This window comes from Pontibacter silvestris, from assembly GCF_020907275.1.
In the GTDB taxonomy this organism is placed as follows: Bacteria; Bacteroidota; Bacteroidia; order Cytophagales; family Hymenobacteraceae; genus Pontibacter; species Pontibacter silvestris.
Genome location: NZ_JAJJWI010000023.1, coordinates 22,005 through 47,472 on the forward strand (window position 1 = coordinate 22,005; position 25,468 = coordinate 47,472).

At 41.8% G+C, this 25,468-nt stretch carries 22 protein-coding genes; 6 read left to right on the plus strand and 16 right to left on the minus strand.

Going from position 1 to position 25,468, the window contains the following annotated elements; all coding sequences use genetic code 11:
- Positions 1-9: 9 nt before the first annotated feature.
- From LN995_RS17820 to LN995_RS17890, 15 genes are all read right to left on the minus strand, one after another.
- Positions 10-579 (minus strand): DUF420 domain-containing protein, encoded by a 570-nt coding sequence (locus tag LN995_RS17820; protein ID WP_229962443.1) that lies wholly within the window; start codon positions 577-579, stop codon positions 10-12.
- Positions 557-1,225 carry an SCO family protein gene (locus tag LN995_RS17825; protein ID WP_229962444.1) on the minus strand — a complete coding sequence of 223 codons (669 nt, stop codon included), beginning with the start codon at positions 1,223-1,225 and terminating at the stop codon, positions 557-559. The genes LN995_RS17820 and LN995_RS17825 overlap by 23 nt, the downstream gene beginning before the upstream one ends.
- Positions 1,226-1,233: 8 nt before the next feature.
- Complete coding sequence (locus LN995_RS17830) at positions 1,234-1,584, minus strand: cytochrome C oxidase subunit IV family protein (RefSeq protein ID WP_229962445.1); 351 nt, start codon at positions 1,582-1,584, stop codon at positions 1,234-1,236.
- 84 nt (positions 1,585-1,668) lie between these two features.
- Positions 1,669-2,415 carry a cytochrome c oxidase subunit 3 gene (locus LN995_RS17835; protein ID WP_229962446.1) on the minus strand — a complete coding sequence of 249 codons (747 nt, stop codon included), beginning with the start codon at positions 2,413-2,415 and terminating at the stop codon, positions 1,669-1,671.
- 29 nt (positions 2,416-2,444) lie between these two features.
- A complete protein-coding gene (locus LN995_RS17840) occupies positions 2,445-3,029 on the minus strand; it encodes a cytochrome c oxidase subunit 3 (protein WP_229962447.1) in 585 nt (194 codons plus the stop codon).
- 2 nt (positions 3,030-3,031) lie between these two features.
- Complete coding sequence (gene cyoE, locus LN995_RS17845; protein WP_229962448.1) at positions 3,032-3,892, minus strand: heme o synthase; 861 nt, start codon at positions 3,890-3,892, stop codon at positions 3,032-3,034.
- 41 nt (positions 3,893-3,933) lie between these two features.
- Positions 3,934-5,007, minus strand: coding sequence for a COX15/CtaA family protein (locus tag LN995_RS17850; protein WP_229962449.1), 1,074 nt, complete (start codon positions 5,005-5,007; stop codon positions 3,934-3,936).
- A gap of 5 nt (positions 5,008-5,012) precedes the next feature.
- Complete coding sequence (locus tag LN995_RS17855) at positions 5,013-6,839, minus strand: cytochrome c oxidase subunit I (RefSeq protein ID WP_229962450.1); 1,827 nt, start codon at positions 6,837-6,839, stop codon at positions 5,013-5,015.
- Positions 6,840-6,856: 17 nt separating this feature from the next.
- On the minus strand, positions 6,857-7,927 hold the full coding sequence (locus LN995_RS17860) for a cytochrome c oxidase subunit II (RefSeq protein ID WP_229962451.1): 1,071 nt from the start codon (positions 7,925-7,927) through the stop codon (positions 6,857-6,859).
- 22 nt (positions 7,928-7,949) lie between these two features.
- Positions 7,950-9,224: a quinol:cytochrome C oxidoreductase gene (locus LN995_RS17865; RefSeq protein WP_229962452.1), complete on the minus strand. Its 1,275-nt coding sequence runs from the start codon at positions 9,222-9,224 to the stop codon at positions 7,950-7,952.
- 27 nt (positions 9,225-9,251) lie between these two features.
- A complete protein-coding gene (locus LN995_RS17870; protein ID WP_229962453.1) occupies positions 9,252-9,914 on the minus strand; it encodes a c-type cytochrome in 663 nt (220 codons plus the stop codon).
- Positions 9,914-10,438, minus strand: a complete 525-nt coding sequence (locus tag LN995_RS17875) for a DUF3341 domain-containing protein (RefSeq protein WP_229962454.1) — start codon at positions 10,436-10,438, stop codon at positions 9,914-9,916. Before LN995_RS17875 ends, LN995_RS17870 begins: the two co-directional genes overlap by 1 nt.
- Positions 10,431-11,864 carry an NrfD/PsrC family molybdoenzyme membrane anchor subunit gene (nrfD, locus tag LN995_RS17880; RefSeq protein ID WP_229962455.1) on the minus strand — a complete coding sequence of 478 codons (1,434 nt, stop codon included), beginning with the start codon at positions 11,862-11,864 and terminating at the stop codon, positions 10,431-10,433. The genes LN995_RS17875 and nrfD overlap by 8 nt, the downstream gene beginning before the upstream one ends.
- 20 nt (positions 11,865-11,884) lie before the next feature.
- Positions 11,885-14,914, minus strand: a complete 3,030-nt coding sequence (locus tag LN995_RS17885) for a TAT-variant-translocated molybdopterin oxidoreductase (protein ID WP_229962456.1) — start codon at positions 14,912-14,914, stop codon at positions 11,885-11,887.
- Between the two features lie 40 nt (positions 14,915-14,954).
- Positions 14,955-16,268, minus strand: coding sequence for a c-type cytochrome (locus tag LN995_RS17890; protein WP_229962457.1), 1,314 nt, complete (start codon positions 16,266-16,268; stop codon positions 14,955-14,957).
- 521 nt (positions 16,269-16,789) lie between these two features.
- On the opposite strand from LN995_RS17890, the gene rpsF reads away from it, so the two are divergent.
- From rpsF to LN995_RS17915, 5 genes are all read left to right on the plus strand, one after another.
- A complete protein-coding gene (gene rpsF, locus LN995_RS17895) occupies positions 16,790-17,158 on the plus strand; it encodes a 30S ribosomal protein S6 (RefSeq protein WP_229962458.1) in 369 nt (122 codons plus the stop codon).
- Positions 17,158-17,409 carry a 30S ribosomal protein S18 gene (gene rpsR, locus LN995_RS17900; protein ID WP_007652662.1) on the plus strand — a complete coding sequence of 84 codons (252 nt, stop codon included), beginning with the start codon at positions 17,158-17,160 and terminating at the stop codon, positions 17,407-17,409. The genes rpsF and rpsR overlap by 1 nt, the downstream gene beginning before the upstream one ends.
- A 12-nt stretch (positions 17,410-17,421) precedes the next feature.
- Positions 17,422-17,865, plus strand: a complete 444-nt coding sequence (gene rplI, locus LN995_RS17905) for a 50S ribosomal protein L9 (protein ID WP_229962459.1) — start codon at positions 17,422-17,424, stop codon at positions 17,863-17,865.
- A 96-nt stretch (positions 17,866-17,961) separates the two neighbouring features.
- Entirely contained in the window at positions 17,962-18,939 is a 978-nt protein-coding gene (locus LN995_RS17910; protein WP_229962460.1) for a GSCFA domain-containing protein, read from the plus strand.
- A gap of 203 nt (positions 18,940-19,142) precedes the next feature.
- The gene (locus tag LN995_RS17915; RefSeq protein ID WP_229962461.1) at positions 19,143-21,209 is read left to right on the plus strand and encodes a thioredoxin domain-containing protein; all 2,067 of its coding nucleotides are present in this window, start codon (positions 19,143-19,145) and stop codon (positions 21,207-21,209) included.
- A gap of 69 nt (positions 21,210-21,278) precedes the next feature.
- On the opposite strand, the gene LN995_RS17920 is transcribed toward LN995_RS17915, so the two are convergent.
- A complete protein-coding gene (locus LN995_RS17920; RefSeq protein ID WP_229962462.1) occupies positions 21,279-22,541 on the minus strand; it encodes an anthranilate phosphoribosyltransferase in 1,263 nt (420 codons plus the stop codon).
- Between the two features lie 351 nt (positions 22,542-22,892).
- Here LN995_RS17920 and LN995_RS17925 point away from each other — a divergent pair, with 351 nt between their 5' ends.
- Positions 22,893-25,451 carry a M14 family metallopeptidase gene (locus LN995_RS17925; protein ID WP_229962463.1) on the plus strand — a complete coding sequence of 853 codons (2,559 nt, stop codon included), beginning with the start codon at positions 22,893-22,895 and terminating at the stop codon, positions 25,449-25,451.
- The last annotated feature ends 17 nt before the right edge of the window (positions 25,452-25,468 follow it).

Sequence of the window (25,468 nt, forward strand, 5' to 3'; positions counted from 1 at the left end):
TAAGTTCGCTTACTGATTCCAGGCATAGTAAGGCGAAATTAGTATATAAACCAACACACCTGTTATAGCTACATATAACCACAGGGGAAAAGTCCACCTTGATATTTTCCGATGGCGCGCCAACTGATTTGTTATTCCAAAGTATACGGAAAGCAACACAAGAGGTACAATTACAGCTGCCAATACAATGTGTGTCACCAGAATAAAGTAATAAATGTACCTTAATACTCCCTCACCTCCATACGCAGTACTTTCTCCAATATAATGGTAAGTCACATAAGACACCAGAAAAACGGATGATAAACCAAAGGCAACTAACATAGCAGCCCGGTGTGTTTTAGCATTATACTTTCTCTTAATATTATAATACCCGACTAGTAAGGCTATAGCAGTAAGAGAGTTTAATATAGCATGGAAAGTGGGTAAAAAAGTAACATCAAGATTACTATCTCCAGCCTTAGGCATATAAAAAAGAGTAGCTACAACAATTGGTATAACTACCGATAGCACTGCTATTATTGTTAAAAAGCGCTTGTCCTTTGTAGAAGTTATAGCACTATTTGCTTTTACTGTATCCATCAAGTAATACATTTATTTCTGTTACCAGTCGGTCAACATCCTTTGGGTCTGTACCATCATAAACACCTCTGATCCGTTGATTCTTATCTACAAGCATAAACTTTTCGCTGTGAATAAAATCCTGCTGTCCCTCAACTTGCTGTACCGGAAGATAAAAGCCTTCTGTGGCTAAATTATAGATTTGATCGCGTGGACCTGTCAGGAAATACCATTGCTCATTATTGGCTCCGTATTGCGCGGCATAGTCTTGCAATACAGAAACAGAATCATGTTCCGGGTTAATAGTTATAGAGACAAGTTTTACCGAAGATTCGTTTCTAAACTTCTCCTGAATCCGTACCATTTGGGAAGACATTTTTTTACAAATGCCGGGGCAAGTAGCAAAGAAGAAGTTGACCACATAAACACCCTCCTCAAATTTAGCTGGTGTTATTGTCTCTCCTTGCTGTGAAGTCAGCATAAAAGCAGGTACACGATGAAAAACAGTATCGCCCTCCGTATTTCTTACAACAGCACCTGTGGCATCAGTTTCCGGGAAATAAGTTTTTAAAGCAAAGTGATGTTCGCCGAAAACAGTAATGAATATAAAAACAAGAATAGGCACTAATAGTAGGAGACCTAATATTAGTGCCTTTAAATTATTCATTCAGACTTTTAATTAAAGTAGTTTGTAACAGAATCAAAATAGTAGCTACCCTCTGAAATTAGCGCTACCATAAGCCACACAACAAGTGCCATCGGCAGCATTACCATCCATATAAGGGCTTTTGTTTCGTGCTTTAAGTGCATAAACTCTGCCACAATAAAGAAAGCTTTGAAAATAGTAAGGATAATGAAGATAGCATTTCTAGCTGTTCCAGCATCCATCGTAAACGCTATCAAGAACTCCAGAGCAGTTAAAGCAACTAGTATTCCAAATGTTTTCCAGATAGCTTTTGTCTGTGGCGCTGGAATTTCACCAGTTTGGTTATAGTCATCGTGACCGTGATCAGTATGCATTGCCATAATATTCTTGTCTTTATAAATTTAAATCCCTTTATAATTTATACTAAAGCAACTGTAAAGGGTTATTTATCAAATTTAAACTAATTAGATCAGGTAGAAGAATGTAAACACGAATACCCAAACAAGGTCTACAAAATGCCAGTACAAACCTACTTTCTCCACCATTTCGTAGTGACCACGTTTCTGGTAAGTGCCGTAAACGGTATTCAAGAATATTATAATTAAAAGAATTACTCCTGAAAACACGTGTGTTCCGTGGAAACCAGTTATAAAAAAGAACAAATCGGCAAACAACGGAGGACCATATTGGTTTACTGTCAGGTTCGCGCCAATTATCCTGGTACCATCCGCTAACATCATTCCCTCTTCAGTACCTGTTATAAAGTGAGCCCACTCCCAAGCCTGGCAACCTAAGAAGGTAGCACCAAACAAGATGGTCCACAATAACCACTTCTGTACATCATTCTTATCCATACGATGTCCTGCTTCAACGGCTAATACCATTGTCACAGAACTAAGAATCAGGATCATAGTCATCAAAGCCACAAAAGCTAACGGCAGATCTACACCATGAAAACCAGGAAAAGCATTAAAAACTTTCTCAGGAATAGGCCACCATTGGGTAGAAAAGGTAAATGCCTCAGGTTCGCCTGTATAAGGTAAATGCTTATGACGGGACAAGCCATATACAATTAGAAACGCACCAAACGTAAATGCATCAGAAAGCAGGAAAAACCACATCATCAGTTTTCCATAGCTAGCTTTTAATGGCTCATTACCACCATCCCATGTGCCTGTGCTAGGCGTTTCCAGCGTAGTTGAAGTAGACATAGATTATGTATGTATTGAAAAAAACGTGTTTAGTGATTTAATCTTAAGAAGATGTACAAATATAGCCAAAGTCCGCCTAAAAAGTGCCAATAAATGGTACATAACTGTATACGGAGCATATTTTTTGAATGAACCTTGTACTTCATACTAGACATTAGCACAATAAGCACAAAGATCAAACCTGTAATAATGTGGAACCCATGAACACCTGTCAGAACATATAAAAATGAACCAGCGGGGTTACTTGTTGAACCACCAAAATAAACATTATTATGAACCAGCTCTGACCATCCGTACCATTGACCTACTAAAAACGCAATACCCAAACCTAATGTTAGCAAAAGCATCAGTTTAAGTGTTTGCAGGTTATTACTTTTAGCTGAATTATGTGCTAGCTGCATTGTAACACTACTAAGCACAATAACTACAGTATTTATCAGCAGTATGCTTGGCAAATCAAACTCAAGCCAGTTCCCCTCTTCTCTTCTTACAATGTATGCGCTGGTAAATGCTGCAAACATCATAATAATACTAATAATAATCAACCACAGGGAAAATTTTAAAGGATGAATTCCTGTAGTTGATTTATTTTCATCAAATGATCTGGCAACCATATCTATAGGTTTACTTTATCTAAAACAAAAGCTATCTGCACGATAGGCAGATACAAAAAAGACCCGAACATAATATTCATGGCTGCTTTTTTAGAGCAGGTTCTCATTAAATAAAATGTCTGAGCCAAAAATAACACACCACATAATACTGCAATAAAAGCAGACGTTGTGCCGGTCATACCAAACTGCAATGGAAGCAAGCTAAGTGGAATCAGCACAAGTGTATAAATCATAATCTGAATAGCGGTTTTTAAATTTTTACCTCCTTCCATAGGAAGCATTTTAAAACCTGCCTTTTTATAATCATCATCTAACACCCAGGCAATCGCCCAAAAATGAGGGAACTGCCATATAAACTGTATACCGAATAATATCCAACCTTCTACACTCAATGTTCCTGTAGCAGCTACCCATCCTATTAATGGAGGCATTGCGCCTGGTATGGCACCAACAAACACACATATAGGATTTATACGCTTAAGCGGAGTATAAACAAAGCCATACAGCACAAGAGACAGCAGAGACAGAGCCGCAGCTAAAGGGTTGAAAAAGAAGGCTAATAAAATTACTCCGGCTATTCCAAGTAAACAACAAAACACTAATGCTTCAGTTACAGTAACTTGTTTAGTTGGAAGCGGCCTTTTTGCCGTACGCTTCATTAGTTTATCCAGGTCCTTCTCCAGAATCTGATTGATGATGTTAGCAGAACCTGTTACCAGGAGCCCACCTAACATTATCATTACTATTTCAAGAAAAGAAGCATGAATATGCCCAAGTAAATATCCAATAGCACTAGAAAAAGCAACCGTAAAGCTTAATCTGAACTTAAGAAGCTGGAAATATGCTTTTGCTTTTTGTGCCATAGAAAAATTAGGCAGTAGTGGTTCAACTTTACTTGATAACATTATTTAGAAACTACTACTTGCTTGCTTACAGCCTTACGAGAGGCATAATGATAAAAAATCAACATTTGAAACTGCACACCAAACAGAAGTGCAGCCAGCGTAAGGTGCAAAGGCTGTAAAACAGGAGGTATTGCAAAATATGCCAACACTATTCCGAACATCACTTCAACACCTACTAGTATCAACATCTGGTTTGTTAAGAATTTTAGCCTTCTGTCATTTAACTTGTAAATCAGATAAGCCAAATATATATGCAGAGCCAAAACAACTATTGAAAATGACCTGTGTACATAAAAGTTAATTCCCAGCTTATCAACCCAACTTCCACGATCTAAGCCATTCATCATGAAAGCGACCAGATCAACTTCTTCTCTTACCTGAGTCCCCAGCAATATCTGCACAAAAGTTACAATCGCCACAATCCACAATAACAAATTTATCTGTGACGAGAAACTAAAGAGGCTTTCAAAACTATCTCTTTGAGCTCTGGCTACAGCATATTGCAGTAAAGCAACCAAAACTAAAGCCAGTGCCATATGAATAGTAATCATAACTGGCAACAGGTTTGTAGAAACAACTAGTGAACCTATCCAGCCCTGTAATCCAACTAAAATAAAACTGGCTAAAGCCAGCATAAAAACCGTTTTATCAGATTTTAAAAAAGGGAAAGAAAAAACGACCGTTAAAAAAATAAAAATACCTATAAGTACACCTAGTAAGCGATTAACATATTCAATCCAAGTTTTGGTAGCATTGAATTCAGTTTCAATGAACTGATTTGGATGTGAAAAAATTTGGGATGCAACTTCTGTAAAACCAGCTTTCTCTAAAGTAGCTGCAAGCCTTTTATTTTTCTCAATACGCTTTTCCTTGTAAACCTCAAGGTAATCATCTGGTAATTGGCTAACATCAGTCGGAGGAACCCAACTGCCAAAGCACTTAGGCCAGTCAGGGCAACCCATTCCTGAACCTGTGCTTCGCACGACTCCTCCGACTAATATTAGGAAGTAAACAGAAACAACTGTTACTACTCCAATATTTCTAAACCTTTTTTTAAAAGATTTATTTGACATCAAACCTATTCAAAATCTTTCTCCTGGGGCAAGTTTGAAGATTGCGTTTCAGAGAAAGGTACTGTTTGTGGAATAAAATCTTCAGCAGCACCTGGCTTACTGTAGTCATAAGGCCATCTGTATACTGCAGGAATTTCACCTGGCCAGTTACCATGCCCTGGTAATACAGGGGTAGTCCATTCTAAAGTATTTGCATGCCAAGGGTTAGCTGTAGCACGACGACCTTTAAAGATGCTATACACAAAGTTGAACAGGAAGATAAACTGTGCACTGAAGCCAAGTATGGCTGCAATACTAATGAAAGTGTTCATATCAGTAAAGACATTGAATGCTTCAAAACCTGTCCATGTGTAGTATCGTCTTGGGAAACCGGCAATACCCAAGTAGTGCATTGGCATAAACACCAGATAAACTGACACAAAAGTAAGCCAGAAGTGAACGAAACCTAACTTCTCATCCATCATACGGCCAAACATTTTAGGGAACCAGTGGTAAACACCACAGAACATACCAAAGAAAGCTGCTGCACCCATTACCAGGTGGAAGTGAGCTACAACAAAGTATGTATCATGCAACTGAATATCAAGAGATGAGTTACCCAGAATAATACCTGTCAGACCACCTGAAATAAACAGAGATACGAAACCAATAGCAAACATCATAGCCGATGTAAAGCGGATATTTGCTCTCCAGAGTGTTGCCAGCCAGTTGAAAACTTTAACAGCTGAAGGTACCGCAATGATTAGGGTCAAAAACATAAACACCGAACCAAGGAACGGGTTCATGCCGGAAACGAACATGTGGTGCGCCCATACTACGAAAGAAAGGAGCGCAATACCCATTAGGGAACCAATCATAGCTCTGTAACCAAAAATAGGCTTACGAGAATTGGTAGTAATTACTTCAGACACAATACCAAATGCTGGCATAATTACAATGTACACTTCAGGGTGACCTAAGAACCAGAACAAGTGCTGGAAAAGAATTGGGCTACCACCACTGTGTGCTAAAGCTTGCCCACCAATGTAAATATCAGACAAGAAGAAGCTAGTACCGAAGCTTCTGTCAAAAATCAGCAACAATGCAGCTGAGAACAAAACAGGGAATGCTAAAAGCCCCAGGATAGCTGTCAGGAAGAAGGCCCAGATTGTTAAAGGCATTTTTGTCATTGACATACCTTTTGTTCTCAGGTTTATTACAGTTGTGATATAGTTTACACCACCTAGTAATTGAGACACAATAAAAAGAGCCATAGCAATTAACCACAAGGTCATACCGCTACCGGAACCAGCCAGAGCTTCTGGCAAAGCACTCAAAGGAGGGTATACTGTCCAACCACCTGCTGCAGGTCCTGTTTCAAGGAAAAGAGAAGTAAACAGAATAACACTTGCAAGGAAGAAGAACCAGTATGACAGCATGTTCATAAAACCTGAAGCCATATCCCGTGCTCCAATCTGCAGCGGAATAAGAAAGTTAAAGAACGTACCGCTCAAACCTGCAGTTAACACAAAGAATACCATGATGGTACCGTGCATGGTAACCAAGGCCAGGTAAAACTCTGGATTAAGCTTACCGTTTTCAATCCATCCTCCTAAAATAGGCTCGAGGAATGTAAACGTTGCCTCTGGCCAACCCAGTTGCAGACGGAAAAGGATTGATAAGAAGCCTCCAACAAAAGCCCAGAATATACCTGTGATAAGAAACTGCTTTCCTATCGTTTTATGGTCCTGGCTAAAGATGTACTTCTCGAAAAAGTTCTGATCGTGATGATGATCATGCTCTTCATGTGCATGATGTACATCTTCGTTGATGGATATATCTGTACTAGACATGTCGAAAAATTTAAATGCTACAACTCTGTTTTTACTTCTTCAGCTTTTTTCTCAGCCTTATGCTCAAGCACTAGTTGATCTTCTGTCTTACTTGAAAACTTAGCTAAAAGATCAGGATTTTGCTCGATAAATGCTGGCTGCTCGGCAAGCCATCTTTCATAATCTTCCGGCTCATCTACTACTACCATGAAACGCATAGCAAAGTGACCTCTACCACAAACCTCTGTACAAGCTAACTCGTAATTGAACTCAGGGTTGCCTGTTTCATTGCGCATGTCTTCTGTAGACTTGGTAGGTACAAACCAGAACTTAGTTGGCATACCAGGTACAGCATCCATCTTAAGACGGAAATGAGGCATAAACACACTATGAATTACATCTCGTGACCTGATCTTTAATAATACTGGTCTACCTTTTGGTACATGAAGTTCCCGCGGCATAAAGTCATCCATAGCGTTTTTATCGCTAAAGTCAACGCCAAATTCGTTAACAGCATCAATCAGGTTTACATTGGCTACACCAAGCTCACCGTCAGCTCCCGGATATCTAACCATCCAGTTAAACTGTTTTCCCATCACTTCAACTACCATTGCATCTTCAGGAGCGGCACTTGTGATTTTAGTCCATGTTTTCCAACCTGCAAACACCAGAATAGCCATAACAACTGCTGGAATCATTGTCCAGACAATCTCCAGTTTGTTGTTATGCGGATAGTAGTAGGCTCTTTTATTATCCTTGTGTTGATATTTGTAAGAGTAAGTAAATAACAGAATCTGTGTTATTACGAACACTATACCAATAATAATCATGGTAGTCCAGAAAAGACTATCTGTCCAGGCTCCATGAACGGAGGCCAGCGGCTGATTCATTGTATCCCATGCACTAGCAAAAGACCATGCAAAAGCGGCTCCTCCACCTATAAGAAACAGCAGCAACAATGTACTGTTAACTCTGTTACTTGTTTTAGTAGTGCCTGCAGCACGTTGCGTAGAACCTCTGAAAATAGAGGCCAACGTACCTATCCTGAACAACAGGAACAGGATTACTAATAATAAAACGACTGATAAACCTATGGCGAACGTAATCATTATATAACGCTTTTAGTATAATCTAAACATGATGGTGAACACTCTCCTCCAGGAATGGGTGATTTACAGGAACAAGTGAAGCTTTTGTAAGTCCTCTAGTGAATGTTAAAAGGAAGATACCAAAGAAAATTAAAGCTGTGCCTATTTCCATAAATCCGATGCCTCCCTGTGCATGAAGCGTACCAGGCATTGTCATAAGGTAGAAGTCTAACCAGTGACCGATAAGTATAGCGATTGTTACAATCTTTAACATGATCATCTGGCGCTTCGCGTCTCTTGTCATCAGAACAAGGAATGGGAAAACAAAGTTTATTAGAAGGTTAACAAAAAATATCCATTTATAGTGACCTTCGTTACCACCTAAACGCTCCAGGAAGTAAATAACTTCTTCTGGCATGTTTGCATACCAATACAACAGGAACTGAGAGAACCAGATGTAAGTCCAGAATATTGAAAAAGCAAATACAAATTTACCCAAGTCATGAAGGTGGTTAGCATTAACCATTTTCAGGTATCCATTCTGCTTTAGAATGATGACTGAAAGAGTAATAGCAGCTAAGCCTGATACCCACCAGCTGGCAAATACATACCAGCCAAACATTGTAGAGAACCAGTGTGTATCAATTGAAAGTACCCAGTCCCAAGCTGAAGTTGAAGAAGTTATACCAAAGATAACAAGGAACCCAGCTGAAATTCTGATGCTTTTATGGTAATATCCGGTTCCTCCGTTTAAATCCTCTTCAAGAGAATTTCTTTTTAACCAGTTTGCAAACAGTATCCAAAGAGCAAAGTAAGCAACCATTCTGATTATAAAGAACCAAAAGTTCAGGTACCCTTCTTTACCAGCAATAATCGGATCATATTCAGGGCTGTTTATATCATACAGACTTTCATGGGTCCAATGAAAAATATCATGTCTGCCTATAAGGAATAAAAGCAGCATAATAACACCTCCTACTGGTAAGTAAGAAGTTAACGCTTCCGGAACTCTCTTGATCAATGCAGACCAGCCTGCATAAGCTACATATTGTACCGCTATAAAGAATACACCTATAACTGAGATACCAGTAAAGTATACATTATTAAACCAAAGGTTTATAAATAGCCTTTTAGTCCATGATACTGCTTCATGACCAGCAGCAGCGGCTTCTCCATGTCCGCCTTCTGCATGATGTTCAGCTCCCCCGCCTGCAGCCATGAATATTATTCCTGCTATAAGTAATACGACACCTATAGCTATCATTAAGAAAAACTTATTGTTCGTTTTTCTGGAAATGATGAGTCTTTCTTCTGTCATTATCCTTTTAAATATTACGCCTTAGACTTAGTTATTAGGGGTTCCAGTTACAGGATTATCTGTAATAGTTTCTCCGCCAGCTTCGTTTTCTGTCTGCTCGTCAGTTGCAACTGCTGTTCCGGTTTCACCTTTTTGCAACTGCTGCACATACATCACAATTTTCCAACGTTCAGTAGGGTTTACCTGTGAGCCGTGTGGCATCATTCTGCCTCTTCCCTTAGTAATTACATGGAAAATATGCCCTGCAGGAAGCTCAGCAACACGTCCAGCCGTATACGATGGTACCCCTTTGAATTTCTGACCTACCAGGCCTTGACCATCACCTTCGGCGCCATGGCAATGCGCGCAAAAACGTGAATAAAGGACTTTCCCCTCAGCCAGATTTTCTTCAGTGTAGGGCAGCGGGTTTGTTAACTCTACACCAGCAACCTCTGCAGTATCAGTTGATAAATAAAGATTGTAGCCTTGTTTACCACGTGGAACTGTGCCTTTGGCAGGCTCCCGCATGTTTAACCCTCCCGGATTATATTTATTTTCATCCAGTTGGGAATATGGATCAAGCGGAATGGAATGATACATGTCTGGTGCATATTCCGTTCCTGGATCTTGTTCATTGCTGCAGGCTACAAACAAAGCAGAAGCGAACAAAATAGCAGAGGCTTTTAAACCTAGATTTGTAAATCGTTTCATTATTTTACTACCTCCTTCTCATTAACTTCAATTGCACCGTTAGATCGAAGAAGTTTGCTTAAAGCGGCTAAATCTGTGGTACCTTCTTTAACTTCAATGGCCATTACAAACTTATCATCTGTAGAACGTTTATCTAACATTCTTACTTTTAGAGTTGGCTTCAAATTAGTCACTATAAAGAAAGTGATTACCATACCAAAGGCCGCACAGAGCACAGTCAGCTCAAACGTTACCGGAATGAAAGACGGAATAGCCAGGTGTGGCTTACCACCAATGATCATTGGCCAGTCAAAACCTAACATATAAATCTGCATCCAAAGGGCAAAGCATGTACCGAATAATCCGCACATAAATGCTACAATCGGCAAACGAGAGCGCTTAATTCCTAACACATCATCTATACCGTGAATCGGATACGGAGTAAATACCTCGTAAATTTTAGTACCGGCTGCGCGGACATTCTCGATGGCCGTGAGCAGCACATCCTCGTCATCGTAGATACCTAGAACAAATTTTTTATTCATTGCTGTGATGTGTATTAGTGTTCGAACCCTTTGCAGTACCATGCATTCCTGATGCTGGTGAGTGGTGATGAGTCACCTCTGAAGATGACTTCAAAATCGCTTTTACTTCAGCCATGTTTACTACAGGGAAGAATTTACAGAATAAGAAGAAAAGTGTAAAAAACAAACCTATAGTACCTACATATACACCTATATCGATGATAGATGGAGAGAACATTGCCCATGAAGATGGCAGGTAGTCTCTATGTAGAGATGTTACAATAATTACGAAACGCTCGAACCACATACCAATATTCACAAAGATAGATATGATAAAGGTTGCTGTTACGCTTCTTCTTATTTTTCTAATCCAGAAAAGCTGTGGCGTAATTACGTTACAAGTCATCATGGACCAGTATGCCCACCAGTAAGGACCAGTAGCGCGGTTAATGAAAGCATAAGCTTCATATTCTACTCCTGAATACCAGGCAATGAAGAATTCAGTTGTATAAGCAACCCCTACAATAGAACCTGTAGTGATAATTACCTTGTTCATGGACTCAATGTGTTCCATGGTAATGTAATCCTCCAGCTTAAATGTTTTGCGGGTAATAATCATAAGTGTTAATACCATCGCGAAACCAGAGAAAATCGCTCCAGCTACGAAGTACGGAGGGAAGATAGTCGTGTGCCAGCCTGGGATTACTGAAGTTGCAAAGTCCATTGATACAATGGTGTGCACTGAAAGTACCAGAGGAGTTGCCACACCTGCCAGAATCAGAGAAACTGTTTCATAGCGAGACCATGCTTTGGCAGAGCCTGTCCAGTTCATTGACAAGATAGCATATGCTCTTCTGGCAATTGGACCTGTAGCTCTGTCACGGATGGTAGCAAAGTCTGGAATAAGGCCTATGTACCAGAACACTAATGATACAGAGAAGTATGTAGAGATGGCAAACACGTCCCAAAGAAGCGGTGAGTTAAAGTTTACCCATAGCGAACCAAATGTGTTTGGCAATGGAAGTACCCAATAAGCTAACCAAGGACGTCCCATGTGCAGTACAGGGAACATTGCCGCACAAATTACAGCGAAAATTGTCATCGCTTCCGCTGCGCGGTTAATAGAACTGCGCCATTTCTGACGGAACAAAAGCAATACGGCTGAGATAAGCGTACCGGCGTGACCGATACCTACCCACCACACGAAGTTGGTAATATCCCATGCCCAACCTACTGTTTTATTCAGTCCCCACTCGCCTATACCAAACCAGAGTGTGCGATAAACGGAATAAATAAAGATAGCTAAACCTACCAGGGAAACAGCAAGGGCAGCGGCCCAACGCACGTTGGGTTTAGCCTCCACCTGTCTGCAGACATCTTCAGTGATGTCGTGGTATGTTTTCCCCCCCGTTACAAGAGGTTCTCTTACCGGAGATACATGCTGCATAACGCTTTCTAAATTTTATTTTAAGCTAAGTTTCTAATTTTTGTCAGATAAGTAACGTTAGGCTGAGTATTGATCTCTTCTAACACATGGAAAGCACGCTCCCCTTGCTCTTTCACCAATACCTTAGAGATACGGCTTTCAGGGTCAAGCATATCACCAAAGATGATCGCTTCTGTTGGGCATGACTGCGCACAAGCTGTTATGATTTCACCATCTTTCGGTCTTCTTCTTTCTCGCTTAGCTTCCAATTTACCTAACTGAACACGCTGAACACAGAAGCTGCATTTTTCCATTACCCCTCTTGCACGAACCACTACATCTGGGTTTAACACCATTTGTCCTAGGTCGCTGTTCATCATATAGTTCTGTGTAGCAAACTTCTCGTTATCGAAATAAGCGAACCAGTTGAAACGACGAACTTTATAAGGGCAGTTATTAGCGCAGTAACGTGTACCAACACAACGGTTATAAGCCATTTGGTTAATACCCTCTGAACTGTGCATAGTAGCAGCTACCGGGCAAACTGTTTCACATGGAGCGTGGTTACAGTGCTGGCAAAGCATTGGCTGGAAAATAACCGCTGGGTTATCTGCGGGATCTTCCATCTTGCTGTATTCACCCTCTTTATGCTCTACAGAACTATAGTATCTATCGATACGCATCCAGTGCATTTCACGACGGTTAAGTACTTCAGCTTTACCAACTACCGGTATATTGTTTTCTATATTACAGCTAACAGTACAAGCTCCGCAACCAATACAAGAGTTCAGGTCAATAACCATTCCCCAGTGGTGGTCTTTGTACTCATAGTCATCCCACATAGAAATTGTTGCAGGTTTAGCAGGTCCGTCATGCGTTGCAATACGAACATACTCTGTAACATCTTTAGGGTCCTCCTTATACTTAGCAAGCGTATTCTCCTGCACAACAATACGATCCATAACAGTATGGTGCGTTTGTGTCTGCGCAATTGGAGAGTTAGCATCTGTTTTTTCTATTTTAACAGGAACACTGTAAATAAGCGCATTGTCCGAAACAGTGATAAGCGGATAAGCATTTGCGCCAAGTCCTTTGGCAACCGGCATAGATTCTAGGTCGCGTCCATAGCCAAGAGCTATTGCAATTGTACCGCTTGCCTGTCCTGGCTGAATAAGCGCAGGAAGCTCTAATGCTGTACCATTTGCCAGTGTTACTCTAACGATATCTCCCTGAACAACTTTCAGTTCATCAGACTCAGCCATGCTACGTGGCATAGCGATATAGTTACCCCAGGTAGCTTTAGATATTGGGTCTGGTGTTTCTTGCAACCAAGGATTATTTATATCATTACCTGGTCCTATCTGGCTTTTCTCGTAGATAACAGCCTCTACACCACTAGTAGCACTTGAAGAAGAAGCTGCACTTAAAGCGGCCCCTACAGACATAGGGTTTATTACAGCAGTATTTACGGCCAGTAAGCTAGCCCCATTTTCCAGCACACCATCATGAACAGACTGCTCCCAGAATGTGTTGAAGTCTCCAGTAGCAAGTGGTCTCCAGTTATTACGAAGATAATCGTAGTAAGTAGTATTACTGCCACTCCATGCCAACAAACTGTCTTGCATCTGACGAGTCATGAAGATTGGGCTAAGGGCAGGTTGTGTAAGGCTTAAATAACCTCGCTTAGGTTCGTGGTCATTCCATGACTCTAAGTAGTTATTGTCTGGCGTAACAAAATCAACTAAAGCAGCTGTTTCATCAACTCGCTCTGCAAAAGAAACCTTAAGGCCGACTTTCTTTAAGCCACTTGCCACTCTGGCAGCAAGAGGATGATCGTAAGCCGGGTTTGCATTGTAGAAGAACACGGCACCTACAGTACCAGCATTCATTTCTTCAATCAGGCGGATCATTTGTGCATCATTACCTTGCTTCACATAATAAGGAGAAGCAGGATCGATAGTAGTGCCTTCAGCACCCAATGTCTGGTTGATAGCAGTTACAAGGGTCTGTACGGCAGGGTTATTAGAACCAGAAACAACAAGTACTCTACCTCTATTAGCTCTTAAATCCCTTACAGCTGCGTCAAAAGCTTTCTTGTCAATACCTTCAGGTGCGTTGCTACCCTGCCCAGTAATGCTATTGTACAGTGCAGCAACAAAGGTAGCCTCCTGTGATGGTCTGATTGGCACACGCACATCGGCGTTAGCACCTGTCATCGAAAGGCGAGTTTCGAACTGATAATGGCGAGACATCTCCCTATTATCAGAAGAAACCTTTCTATTTTGAATATATTGCTTTGCAATCGGAGTAGAGGCAATCCAAGCTCCAAGGAAGTCAGCATTTATACCAACTATGATGTTAGCTTTGCTGAAGTCATAACCAGGAACAACACCTCCGTTTGCATTTAATAGCGCAGAAACAGAATACGGATCATACACTACATGCTCAAAGTTGCCAAACCGGCCACCAAACTCATTGATTAACTTCTTTGTAGATGGGCTGATAATGGTAGTTGAAACAAAGGCAACTTTACCATTTACACTATTCAAAGCAGAGGTAATCTGGCTGTCAACCTGCTCCCACTCTGCTTCTTTCCCTTTTATAAGAGGGGTGCGTAATCTGTTATTGTCATACACGCCAAGCACAGAGGCCTGTGTTTTAGGGCTTGTACCAAGAGGAGTAAGTGTTGAAGTAGGGTTTGGCTCGATCTTAATTGGACGACCTTCACGTGTCTTAATTAAGATACTGCTGTAATCTCCCTGAGAATAATAAGTAGATGCGTACCAGTTTGCAACACCTGGCTCAAGGTCAACAGGCTTATTCAGGTAAGGAATTGCTTTTCTTACTGGTGCCTCACACGAAGCCAACGATACTGCAGCTACACTAAAGCCCAACAGCTTCAGGAAATCTCTTCTTTTAGTATTAGTAACAGACGCTCCAGAAGATGAACCTTCACTTTTGGATTCATTTAACGGCAGGAATTCTGGAAACTCATTATGAGCATGTTTAGCGAATTCCGGAGTATTCTCTAACTCCTCAATTCCTTTCCAGTATTTTATTCTGTCTTGCATATTATATCTAGAAAACTCGAATACTTTTAATAGTTTATAATTAATAGTGGCACTTAGAACACTCTGTACCACCATTTGATGCCACCGTAAACGCACCTTTAGAGGAAGCTTCATGCAGCTTCACAAGGTTATCGTAATAAGCGTTTCCTTCTGTGTTAAGAGGAGTTTCGCGGTGACAATTAATACACCAGCCCATTGTTAGTGGAGAATACTGGTAAACCACATCCATTTCCTGGATCGGACCATGGCAGGTCTGGCACTCGATACCACCAACTTGCGTGTGCTGTGAGTGGTTAAAGTAAGCTAAGTCAGGCAGGTTGTGAATACGCACCCATTCAATTGGTCTGTTTCGCTCTACAGCTCTGTATATCTTCTGAATCTCTGGCGATTCTGTTTTAATCTGGCTGTGGCAGTTCATACAAATGTTCGCAGAAGGAATACTTGCACTCCTACTCTTATATACTGTTGTATGGCAGTAATTACAGTTAATCTGATTATCACCAGCGTGTATTTTGTGAGAGAAAGCGATCGGCTGCCTTGGCTGATAACCTTGCTGAATACCAACACCCATTACTTTATCTAAAGACAGATCAAGTAAAACAACCACAAAAATCAGCACAACCAGTGTGCGTACAGCTTTTGACTTATAGATTTTAGAAAGGTCAAAGCGCTGGTTAACTATTTCAGCATCATATGCATCTAACTGGCGATTCTTGTTCAGATAGTTCTTCAGCACAGAAGATATCAGCAACAGCGTCACCACCAATACGATAAGCACTATAATCAGCACTACCAGAATTATATCTAGGTAGCCTCCTACAGCGCCAACAGCATCCTGGCCTACATTCTCGCCTGCCACGGCACCTTCAGGTCCAGCAGCCGGCGCCTGCGCCACACCTTGCCCTGATTCAATAAAAGCCAGGATAGACTTTACTTCATCATCAGAAAAAGCAAAAGAAGGCATTGCCTGCTTATTGTACTCATTATAAACAGCAACTGCTTCCGCATCGCCTGACTGAACAAGAGACTGCGAGTTCTTTATCCAGCGTAATAACCATGCCTCATCATGCCTTTCAGTTACCCCTTGCAAACCAGGGCCTACTACTACATCGCTACCAGCAGAGTGGCACGCAGCACAGTTGTTTTTAAATAATGCTTCACCTGCGTCAAGTACTGCAGGATCTGCCGCTGCACCAGCTTCTGATGCGCCTTCTGTAGCCCCAGGCTCCACTCCTCTTGTAGCCACTTCTGCCTGCTCGCTAGCTCCCTGGGCAAAGGCACCAAATGAAACTATAAAAGATAGCAGAAAGGCGAAGAAAATGTTGTGTTTGGTTTTAAGTATACAGCTAATCATAGCCAAGATCACTTGTGTTTAGTATATGTATATGGTGAAATTACTTACGGGCACAAATCTACTATGCGAATTTCATTAATCAAATAGAATAAGTGTATTTTTGGACTTGCACCTTAAGGCAGCTTTAAAGATGTTTAAATATGAGCAAAAACGCTATTTTAAGCATTTTAGAGGCTTTTTATTTAGAATGAATTTAAATAAGATCTTGCTCTTCATCTTTCTTTCCGTCCTATTTTTATTATAATTTTTTATAATATATTCAAATCAGAATACAAGTTAAATATTCCGCATTACAAGCTTTCATGTTCAAACACAGGTAAAAAGTTTCTTTTTAAAATACAGTTATAATTTGATTAAGTATATTGCCTCTGCTACTTTAAATATATTATAACCTTGATTTACCTCTTGTTACTTCCTCGGAATCAATCATAAAGGGCAAAATAATATCACCCGATATATTTGCTTTAGTAGATACAAACTATTAAATTTGCACCCTAAAATAAATTTATAATTCGAACCGAATGGAATTGAGAAATTACGAAACGGTCTTTATTCTGACTCCGTTGTTGAACGACGCTCAGATGCAAGAAACGGTCGAGAAGTTCAGACAGGTGCTTAAGGAAAATGGCGCCGACATTATTCACGAAGAAAACTGGGGTCTTCGTAAACTAGCTTACCCAATCCAGAAGAAGTCAACTGGTTTCTATCACCTTGTAGAATTCAAGGCAGAGACTTCTATTGTTGACGCGCTTGAGCTGGCTTACCGCCGTGACGAAAAAGTTGTTCGTTTCTTAACTACTGTTCTTGACAAGCACGCAGTGGCTTACAACGAGCGCAGAAGAAACGGGGAGTTCAAATCACAAGCTAAAAAAGAGGAGGTTAAAGGATAATGAGCTTAGTTAACGAAAGAGTACACAAACAAGAGAATCGTCAGAAATACTGCCGTTTCAAGAAAAGCGGTATCAAGTATATCGACTATAAGGATGGTAACTTTCTGCTGAAGTTTGTGAACGAGCAGGGCAAGATCCTTCCAAGAAGACTTACAGGCACTAGCCTTAAGTTTCAGCGTAAAGTGTCTCAGGCTGTTGCCAGAGCAAGACACCTTGCCATTTTACCTTATGTAACAGATTCTTTAAAATAAGGAGGGCTTAACATGGAAGTAATACTTAAAGATGACGTTAAAGGCTTAGGCTACAAAAACGATACAGTAACAGTTAAGCCAGGATACGGCCGTAACTACCTTATTCCACAAGGGTTAGCAGTTATCGCCAGCGTTTCTAACAAGAAAGTAGTGGCTGAGAATATCCGCCAGGCTGCTCATAAAGCTGAGAAAATCAAAAACGACGCACAGGAGTTGGCCAACAACATCGGTGGCGTAGTATTGGATATTCCTGCTAAAGTAGGTGAGACTGGAAGAATCTTCGGTTCTGTAACTACACTTCAACTTTCTGATGCCCTGAAGGCAAAAGGATATGATGTAGACCGTAAGCGTATCTCTTTCGATCAGGATGTGAAAACAGCCGGCGAGTATACTGCTACGCTTAACCTGCACAAAGAAGTGAAGCACCAGGTACGTTTTAACGTGGTTGCTGAATAGTTCTAACATTAGAATGTATTCTAAAAGCGCCCTGCCCACAGCAGGGCGCTTTTGTTTTTACCTAGCATAACAACAGAAAGCACACATATAAATTACATGTTCCGCACAGAAGTACAAGTAGCTCCATCAGGATTAGCCTTAGGTTTACAAGATAATGTCGTTACAATAGGCTCCTGTTTTGCAGATGTTATTGGCACTAAACTTCAACAGCATAAAGTTGATGTACTTGTTAACCCCTTCGGCACCATCTTCAATCCTGTATCTGTTAGCCTGCTTTTAAAGGCAGCATCGGGCCAGCCTTATGATTTTGAACAGCACTTAGTGCAGAACAATGGAATCTGGTATGCCTATGATTTACATTCTTCCTTCTCCTCGCCTTCTAAAGACGATTTGATAGCACAGATACAGCAGCGCCTTCAAACTACCAGTGAAGCACTGCAGCAAGCTTCTCTGCTGATTATCACATTGGGAACAGCACTAGCTTATAAACTGAATACAACAGGTGCCGTAGTAGCCAACTGCCATAAATTGCCTTCAAAAAACTTTACCCGTACACTGCTCTCGTCTGAAGAAATAATTCTGGCTTTTGAAGACATGTACAGTCTGCTTAAGATGATCAACCCTCAACTGAGAGTGCTGCTAACTGTAAGCCCGGTACGCCACATCAAAGAGACAATAGAGATGAACAGCGTAAGCAAATCTGTGCTTCGTGTGATGTGCCATCAGCTAACGCAACTGCATGAAGACGTACTATACTTTCCGGCTTATGAAATTATGCTGGACGACCTGCGCGATTACCGCTTTTACAAGCACGACATGTTGCACCCAACTGAAACGGCAGAAGACTATATCTGGCAAAAGTTCATAGCCGCTTATTATGATAAGGAGTTTAGCCAATTTACCCAGGACTGGGAAAAAGTGCAGCGGGCACTAACGCACAGGGCTTTTCACCCTGCTTCCGAAGCACACCAAACTTTTCTTAGGCGCGCCTTAAAGCAGCTGCAACAGCTGGAGCAAAAGTACAAAATAAGCACAGCGGCTGAAGCCGCGCAGTTTAAAGCACAGCTGCAGTAATAACCTGTGCTTCAGTATCGTCCCAATCAGCCACATACTTTTATCTGACTTGCCCGTAGAAAATTATATGTCAGACACCAGATTACAGCACTTCTGAACCAATAGCTTGTATGTATAACACGGTTCAACTTAGAGCTTTAAAGAACATTTCCTTAATTCAAACAAGCTACTGCCAATATCTAGTGTCTATTATCTAATAAACTATGACTGAAGAAAAGAAACCAAACCGCCTGATACACGAAAGTAGCCCTTACCTGCTGCAACACGCCTACAACCCTGTAGACTGGTACCCATGGGGAGAGCAGGCACTGCAAAGGGCAAAGGCGGAGAATAAACCTATTATTGTAAGCATTGGCTATGCTGCCTGCCACTGGTGCCACGTAATGGAGCATCAGTCTTTTGAGCATGAGAAAGTAGCTCAGGTAATGAATGAGCATTTTGTGTGCGTTAAGGTAGACAGGGAAGAGCGCCCTGATGTAGATGCTGTTTACATGGATGCCTTACATGCAATGGGTCTGCAGGGTGGGTGGCCCTTAAACATGTTTCTTAACTCCGATGCCAAGCCTTTTTACGGCGGCACTTATTTCCAGCCGCAGCAGTGGGTTAACCTGTTAATAAACATTGCAGATGTATATAAGAAGAACAGAGAAGAACTGGATAATTCTGCGGAACAGTTTGCAGCCCACCTTAACCGAAGCGAGCTGGAGAAATACGGTTTAAGTAAAAGCAACTTTCATATACGTGAAGAAGACCTGAGACTGATAGGCTACAACCTCAGTACTAAGTTTGACAAAGAAAAAGGAGGCATAGGCCAGGCACCTAAATTTCCGATGCCAACCGATTATCTCTTCCTGCTCCGCTACTATAGTCACACTAACGACCAGTCTATTCTTAGCCAGGTAAACCTTACCCTGCGGGAAATGGCTTATGGAGGCATCTACGACCAGGTTGGCGGTGGCTTTGCCCGTTACTCTGTAGATGCAGAATGGCTTGTACCTCACTTTGAGAAAATGCTGTATGATAACGGCCAATTAGTAAGCCTTTACTCCGAAGCTTACCAGCTAACGAAAGACCCGCTTTACAAAGATGTGGTTTACGAAACTGTTGCTTTTGTAGAACGCGAACTTATGAGAGCCGGAGGCGGGTTCTACTCCTCCCTAGATGCAGACAGTGAGGGCGAAGAAGGCAGGTTTTACACTTTTACCAAAGAAGAGCTACAGGACATACTGCAGGACGAGGAACCGCTGTTTTCCAAATACTATCATGCCACAGCAGCCGGCAATTTTGAGCACGGCCGCAATATACTGCACCGCCGCATCTCTAATGAGAAGTTTGCACAGGAAAACCAGTTAGAGTTGGAAGTGCTGGAAGAAATGGTGAAGGGTTGGAAAGATAAACTGATGGCTGTACGCGCGAACCGTATTCGCCCTGGCACCGATGACAAGATTCTGTGTTCCTGGAATGCACTGATGCTGAAAGGCCTTGCTGATGCCTATTATGCTTTCGAAAACAAGCACTTCCTGGAATTAGCAGTAGATAGTGCCAATTTCATTCTTGACAACATGACACATGGTGAAAAACTGTTTCATAACTACAAAGAAGGAAAAGCAACCATAGACGGCTTTCTGGATGATTATGCACTGCTGATACGAGCGCTCACCAGGTTGTATGAGATCACTTTTGATGAACAATGGCTACAGAGAGCAAAAGCTCTGACTGATTATACCTTGGAGCATTTTTTTGACGAAAAAGAGAACATGTTCTTCTTTACCGATAACAGCTCAGAAAAACTTATTGCCAGAAAAAAAGAGGTTATGGACAACGTTATACCGTCTTCTAACTCCGTGATGGCAAGCAACCTGCACTTCCTGGGGCTGTACTTCAATGAAGAACGGTATCAGCAGCTTTCAGATGAAATGCTGAGTAGGATGACTGATCTGATCATTAAAGAACCTTCCTTCCTGAGCAACTGGGCTTCCCTTTACTTCCACAAGCTAACTCCAACCGCAGAGGTGGCTATAGTAGGAGAAGAAGCTGCCGAAACAAGAGCAGAGGTTAGCGCCTTTTATTTGCCAAACATCCTTTTTGCTGGTACCACAGGTAAAAGCAACCTGCCCCTGCTTCAGGATAGAACTGCTATAAACAATAAAACAACTATTTATGTCTGCTACAACAAAACCTGCCAATTACCTGTGCAAACAGCAGCAGAAGCACTCAAACAACTTAAAGACAGGGCACAACAGCCAACGAGTAAGTTCCCTTCGCTTTGATAGAAAATAAGCAATAGTCCATGCCCCTACAGGATACTTGCCTGTATCCTGTAGGCTTTTAAATAACGCTTAGAAATAAGAGTTTTCTGTTATCCACTCCACTCCTGCTTTATACAGCGCAATAGCCAGATTAATCCGGTTATCAAAATCTTTATTACCCGTAAAGCCCTGCTCTGTATATTGCTGAATAAGCCTCAGGTTGTCTTCCAGATGTAAGGGCACAACGTTATCGTCAGATTCTGCCCTGTAAGCAACAAAGGCTTCGGCATCTGCATCAAACGCCTGAGTAGCATAGGTTCCATCAAGTTGCCGGGCCGCACACAGAATACCACTTGCCTTAGCTAAAGATGGTGCTAATGTTCCTTCCAATCCTCTTTTTAGAATGATAACACCAGAAAAACCAGCCATATCAGCCAGCTTAATCATTTTCTCCATGTAAGTAATATGAAAGACAGAAGTAATCAGGATCTTTGCCTTACATGGGTTTAGCACTTTCTCTAATGTAGCCAGAAAAGGACGTTTAAAGATAAGCCTTCTCCGCTCTACCCATTCGTCTAAAGCAGGTGATAGTACTTCCTGATCCAACGCCCACCCAAACAAGGGTGCTTCTTCTATAAGATCATGATTGCTTTGGAGAAACTTTCCGTTTAAAGCTCTGTAAATATCCAAGGTATTAAGTGAAAGTTTAGGACCAGCAGACCTGCCCATACTTACAATGACAGGATATCCGGCTTTTTGTAAGGCTTTCGCTAACAGCGGCGTAATCATGTAAGAGTGCTCTACACCATCAAAAGGCTCGGCTAACTGTATAGCAGATTTAGTAACTGGAACAGTATCATGAAAACCAGGTTTGAATGTAAGGTTAGCAGCGGCCATCAGCCCCTGGTATTCTTCGTCCGATTCATAGCGTATGCGAAGCATGCTGGCTGCCATTCCTCTAAAAGTCTCTCCCGGCAAATCAGAAAACATGTAATTTCCCAGTTTCTGCGCTTCACTTACTGTCAGAAATTCTTTTCTGAGCAGCTTTACACCTATCTCTTGCATATCCTCTGGTGAATCGGCACAGAGGCTGTCATAGAGTTGCTCTTCATGATAAAAAGATGCTCCAGTTCCGTCGCGCAGTAACTGTTGTTCCTTCTCGGTAGGTCCTTTTGCCATTAAAGCTCCATAAAAAGCCCCCTTCTGAATGGGCACAACATCACCACTTCTTACATACTTTATAATTTCATCTAAAAGAAAATCAGTTAAAGGTTTACTGCCATGCTTCCCTATACCGATTACCTTTATGCCCTGTAACAGCGGGTTATCCTGCAATGTAAAAGCTGAATCCATATTATAATTATTGAAATTCTTTACTATGCTTCTATAAATGCTTTTCCTTATAGAATCATTCCTGGCAAGGTATTTATCTTATAACCGCCGTTCAATAATAGACAATATATTTTAAGAAACTGATCACAAAACCTCTATTCTATATTATCTTGTTTAATAACAGGTGCCAAATATTGCGTAAACAAACAATACACGACCACATGAGTCAGTACAAATCAATTATAACTTAGACATTTAAAGCTTGTTTTTTGAATTGGGACAACATCCCCTCCGATAACAATTGCCTTAATCAGCTTTTTTCCCCAGTTTTACCAGATTAAGAAAATCACACCTAACAACATCTAACGTAACATGACAAATACCTTAAAGCGAGTTCTCGCTTTTCTGATGGTTCTGCTTAGTGTGCAGTTGGCTGTAGCGCAACAAAGTCTGCAGTCGCCGTCTCAGTTTCTGGGTTATGAACTGGGCAAACAATTTACGCCTCATGCCCGCATTCTCGATTATGTAAATTACCTGGCACAACAAGCGCCTAACCGCATGAAGGTACAGGAATATGGCCGTACGTACGAAAACCGTCCGTTGATGCTGGCTTATGTAGCTTCAGATGAAAACCTGCCCCGCATGGAACAGATCCGGGAGAATAACCTGCGCCAGGCAGGTGTACTAAACGGACAAGTACAGGGCAACCAGCCTACCATAGTATGGTTAAGCTATAATGTGCATGGCAATGAGTCTGTGTCTTCAGAAGCGGTAATGCAGGTAATGTACGACCTCGTAAACCCTAACAATGCACAAAGCCAGCAGTGGCTACAAAATACGGTGGTATTGCTGGACCCTTGTGTAAACCCTGACGGACGTGAGCGATATGTACAATGGTATAAGCAAGCGTCTAACCAGGGCGGAAATGCCTCTCCTTATGCCTGGGAGCACTATGAGCCATGGCCGGGAGGAAGACCAAACCACTACTATTTCGACCTGAACCGTGACTGGGCCTGGCAAACACAAATAGAATCGAAGCAGCGCCTGGCACAGTACAACAACTGGTTGCCGCAGGTGCATGCCGACTTTCATGAGATGGGTGCAGAGTCACCTTATTATTTCTCTCCTGCAGCCAAGCCTTTCCACGAAAGTATAACTCCTTGGCAGCGTGAGTTTCAGAATACCTTAGGAGAATATAACCGTCAGTATTTCGACAAAAACAACTGGCTGTACTTTACCCGTGAAAGCTATGACCTGCTGTACCCTAGCTATGGCGACACCTGGCCTACATATAACGGAGCCATTGGCATGACTTATGAACAAGGCGGCTCAGGGCGTGCTGGTTTGGCTTATCAAAAACAGGATGGGGATACACTAACGCTGACAGATCGTATTGCACACCATGTAGCAGCAAGCAAGGCAACACTACAGGCTGCCTCAGAAAGAGGAGACCAGATAAAACAGGAATTCCGCAAATACTATGAGAATAACCTAAAAAGTCCCCAAGGTGCCTACAAGGCTTTTGTTTTTAAAACAACCGACCGCACGGCTGCTAATGCTAAGGCATTAACAGATTACCTGGACCGCCAGGGAATCAAATATGGCTATGCAGGTAAGAACACATCTGCCAAAGGCTTTAACTATGCAACAGGCAAAGAGCAGAGTGTAAAAGTAGCGCAGAATGACCTTGTTATCAGCATGTATCAGCCTAAATCCACCCTTATAAAGGTACTGTTTGAGCCGTCTACTACGCTGGAAGACTCCCTTACATACGACATCACATCCTGGGCACTGCCTTATGCCTTTGGCCTCGATGCTTATGCACTGCGTAGTCGTTTGGAACCAGGCTCTACACAGCCAACTGCAACAACTGAGCAGAACATCACCCTAGAAAGACCTTATGCCTACTTAGCCCGCTGGACTAACCTTCAGGACCTTAAGTTTCTGGCAGACCTGATGCAGAAAGATATAAAAGTACGTATGGCTGAAAAGGCTTTTGAAATTGATAAGAAGCAATACGCCCCAGGTACCTTGATTATTACTCGTACAGGCAACGAGCGCATAGGCGACAAACTTGATGTTACGGTACGTGACCTGGCAAAGCAGCACGGAGTTAGCTTAAGTGCCACTACGACAGGATTTGTAACCAGCGGCTCAGATTTCGGGGCGGGCAGTGTCAGCTATCTCAAAATGCCTAAAGTAGCTTTGCTTTCTGGTGAGGGCGTGTCTCCTTACAGCTTTGGTGAAACATGGCATTACTTTGAGCAGCAGATTAATTACCCTGTTACGGTACTTAATACCTCTTATTTTAGTAGTGTTCCTTTAAATGAGTTTGATGTATTGATACTACCCGGCGGTTCTTATGGCCGTGTGCTGGACGAGCAAAAGTTAGAGGAAGTAAAAGCCTGGGTAAGAGCTGGAGGAAAACTTATTGCCATAGAAAGTGCCGCCAGCTTTTTAGCAGGTAAGGTCGGGTTTAACATAAAGAATAAAGAGGCAGCTGCTCCGCAAGTAAAAGACAGCACTTCAAAAGAGAAGAAAGATCCTTATGCAAATTTACGCACTTACGCTGACCGTGAGCGTGAAGCATTGTCGGAAGAAGTGCAAGGCAGCATTTACAGGGTTGATTTAGATAAAACACATCCGCTTGCATATGGCTACGGAGATGCTTACTATGCTCTTATTCGTTCAGCCAATACATTTGAATATATGGACAATGGCTGGAATGTAGGTGTTCTGAAGAAGGACAACCACATAACAGGTTTTGTGGGAGCAGACATTAAAGAAAAACTCCAGGATGCCCTTATATTCGGGGCACAAGGCATGGGCCGTGGACAGATTCTCTATATGGCAGATAACCCATTGTTCCGAGCCTTCTGGCAAAATGGCAAGCTTCTTTTTGGTAACGCCGTATTCCTGGTGGGGCAATAGTCTATTACCTTAAATTT

Coding starts and splice junctions, on each gene's coding strand:
- LN995_RS17820 (WP_229962443.1), bottom strand. CDS start 579: ATGGATACAGTAAAAGCAAATAGTGCTATAACTTCTACAAAGGACAAG.
- LN995_RS17825 (WP_229962444.1), bottom strand. CDS start 1,225: ATGAATAATTTAAAGGCACTAATATTAGGTCTCCTACTATTAGTGCCT.
- LN995_RS17830 (WP_229962445.1), bottom strand. CDS start 1,584: ATGGCAATGCATACTGATCACGGTCACGATGACTATAACCAAACTGGT.
- LN995_RS17835 (WP_229962446.1), bottom strand. CDS start 2,415: ATGTCTACTTCAACTACGCTGGAAACGCCTAGCACAGGCACATGGGAT.
- LN995_RS17840 (WP_229962447.1), bottom strand. CDS start 3,029: ATGGTTGCCAGATCATTTGATGAAAATAAATCAACTACAGGAATTCAT.
- cyoE (WP_229962448.1), bottom strand. CDS start 3,892: ATGGCACAAAAAGCAAAAGCATATTTCCAGCTTCTTAAGTTCAGATTA.
- LN995_RS17850 (WP_229962449.1), bottom strand. CDS start 5,007: ATGTCAAATAAATCTTTTAAAAAAAGGTTTAGAAATATTGGAGTAGTA.
- LN995_RS17855 (WP_229962450.1), bottom strand. CDS start 6,839: ATGTCTAGTACAGATATATCCATCAACGAAGATGTACATCATGCACAT.
- LN995_RS17860 (WP_229962451.1), bottom strand. CDS start 7,927: ATGATTACGTTCGCCATAGGTTTATCAGTCGTTTTATTATTAGTAATC.
- LN995_RS17865 (WP_229962452.1), bottom strand. CDS start 9,224: ATGACAGAAGAAAGACTCATCATTTCCAGAAAAACGAACAATAAGTTT.
- LN995_RS17870 (WP_229962453.1), bottom strand. CDS start 9,914: ATGAAACGATTTACAAATCTAGGTTTAAAAGCCTCTGCTATTTTGTTC.
- LN995_RS17875 (WP_229962454.1), bottom strand. CDS start 10,438: ATGAATAAAAAATTTGTTCTAGGTATCTACGATGACGAGGATGTGCTG.
- nrfD (WP_229962455.1), bottom strand. CDS start 11,864: ATGCAGCATGTATCTCCGGTAAGAGAACCTCTTGTAACGGGGGGGAAA.
- LN995_RS17885 (WP_229962456.1), bottom strand. CDS start 14,914: ATGCAAGACAGAATAAAATACTGGAAAGGAATTGAGGAGTTAGAGAAT.
- LN995_RS17890 (WP_229962457.1), bottom strand. CDS start 16,268: ATGATTAGCTGTATACTTAAAACCAAACACAACATTTTCTTCGCCTTT.
- rpsF (WP_229962458.1), top strand. CDS start 16,790: ATGGAATTGAGAAATTACGAAACGGTCTTTATTCTGACTCCGTTGTTG.
- rpsR (WP_007652662.1), top strand. CDS start 17,158: ATGAGCTTAGTTAACGAAAGAGTACACAAACAAGAGAATCGTCAGAAA.
- rplI (WP_229962459.1), top strand. CDS start 17,422: ATGGAAGTAATACTTAAAGATGACGTTAAAGGCTTAGGCTACAAAAAC.
- LN995_RS17910 (WP_229962460.1), top strand. CDS start 17,962: ATGTTCCGCACAGAAGTACAAGTAGCTCCATCAGGATTAGCCTTAGGT.
- LN995_RS17915 (WP_229962461.1), top strand. CDS start 19,143: ATGACTGAAGAAAAGAAACCAAACCGCCTGATACACGAAAGTAGCCCT.
- LN995_RS17920 (WP_229962462.1), bottom strand. CDS start 22,541: ATGGATTCAGCTTTTACATTGCAGGATAACCCGCTGTTACAGGGCATA.
- LN995_RS17925 (WP_229962463.1), top strand. CDS start 22,893: ATGACAAATACCTTAAAGCGAGTTCTCGCTTTTCTGATGGTTCTGCTT.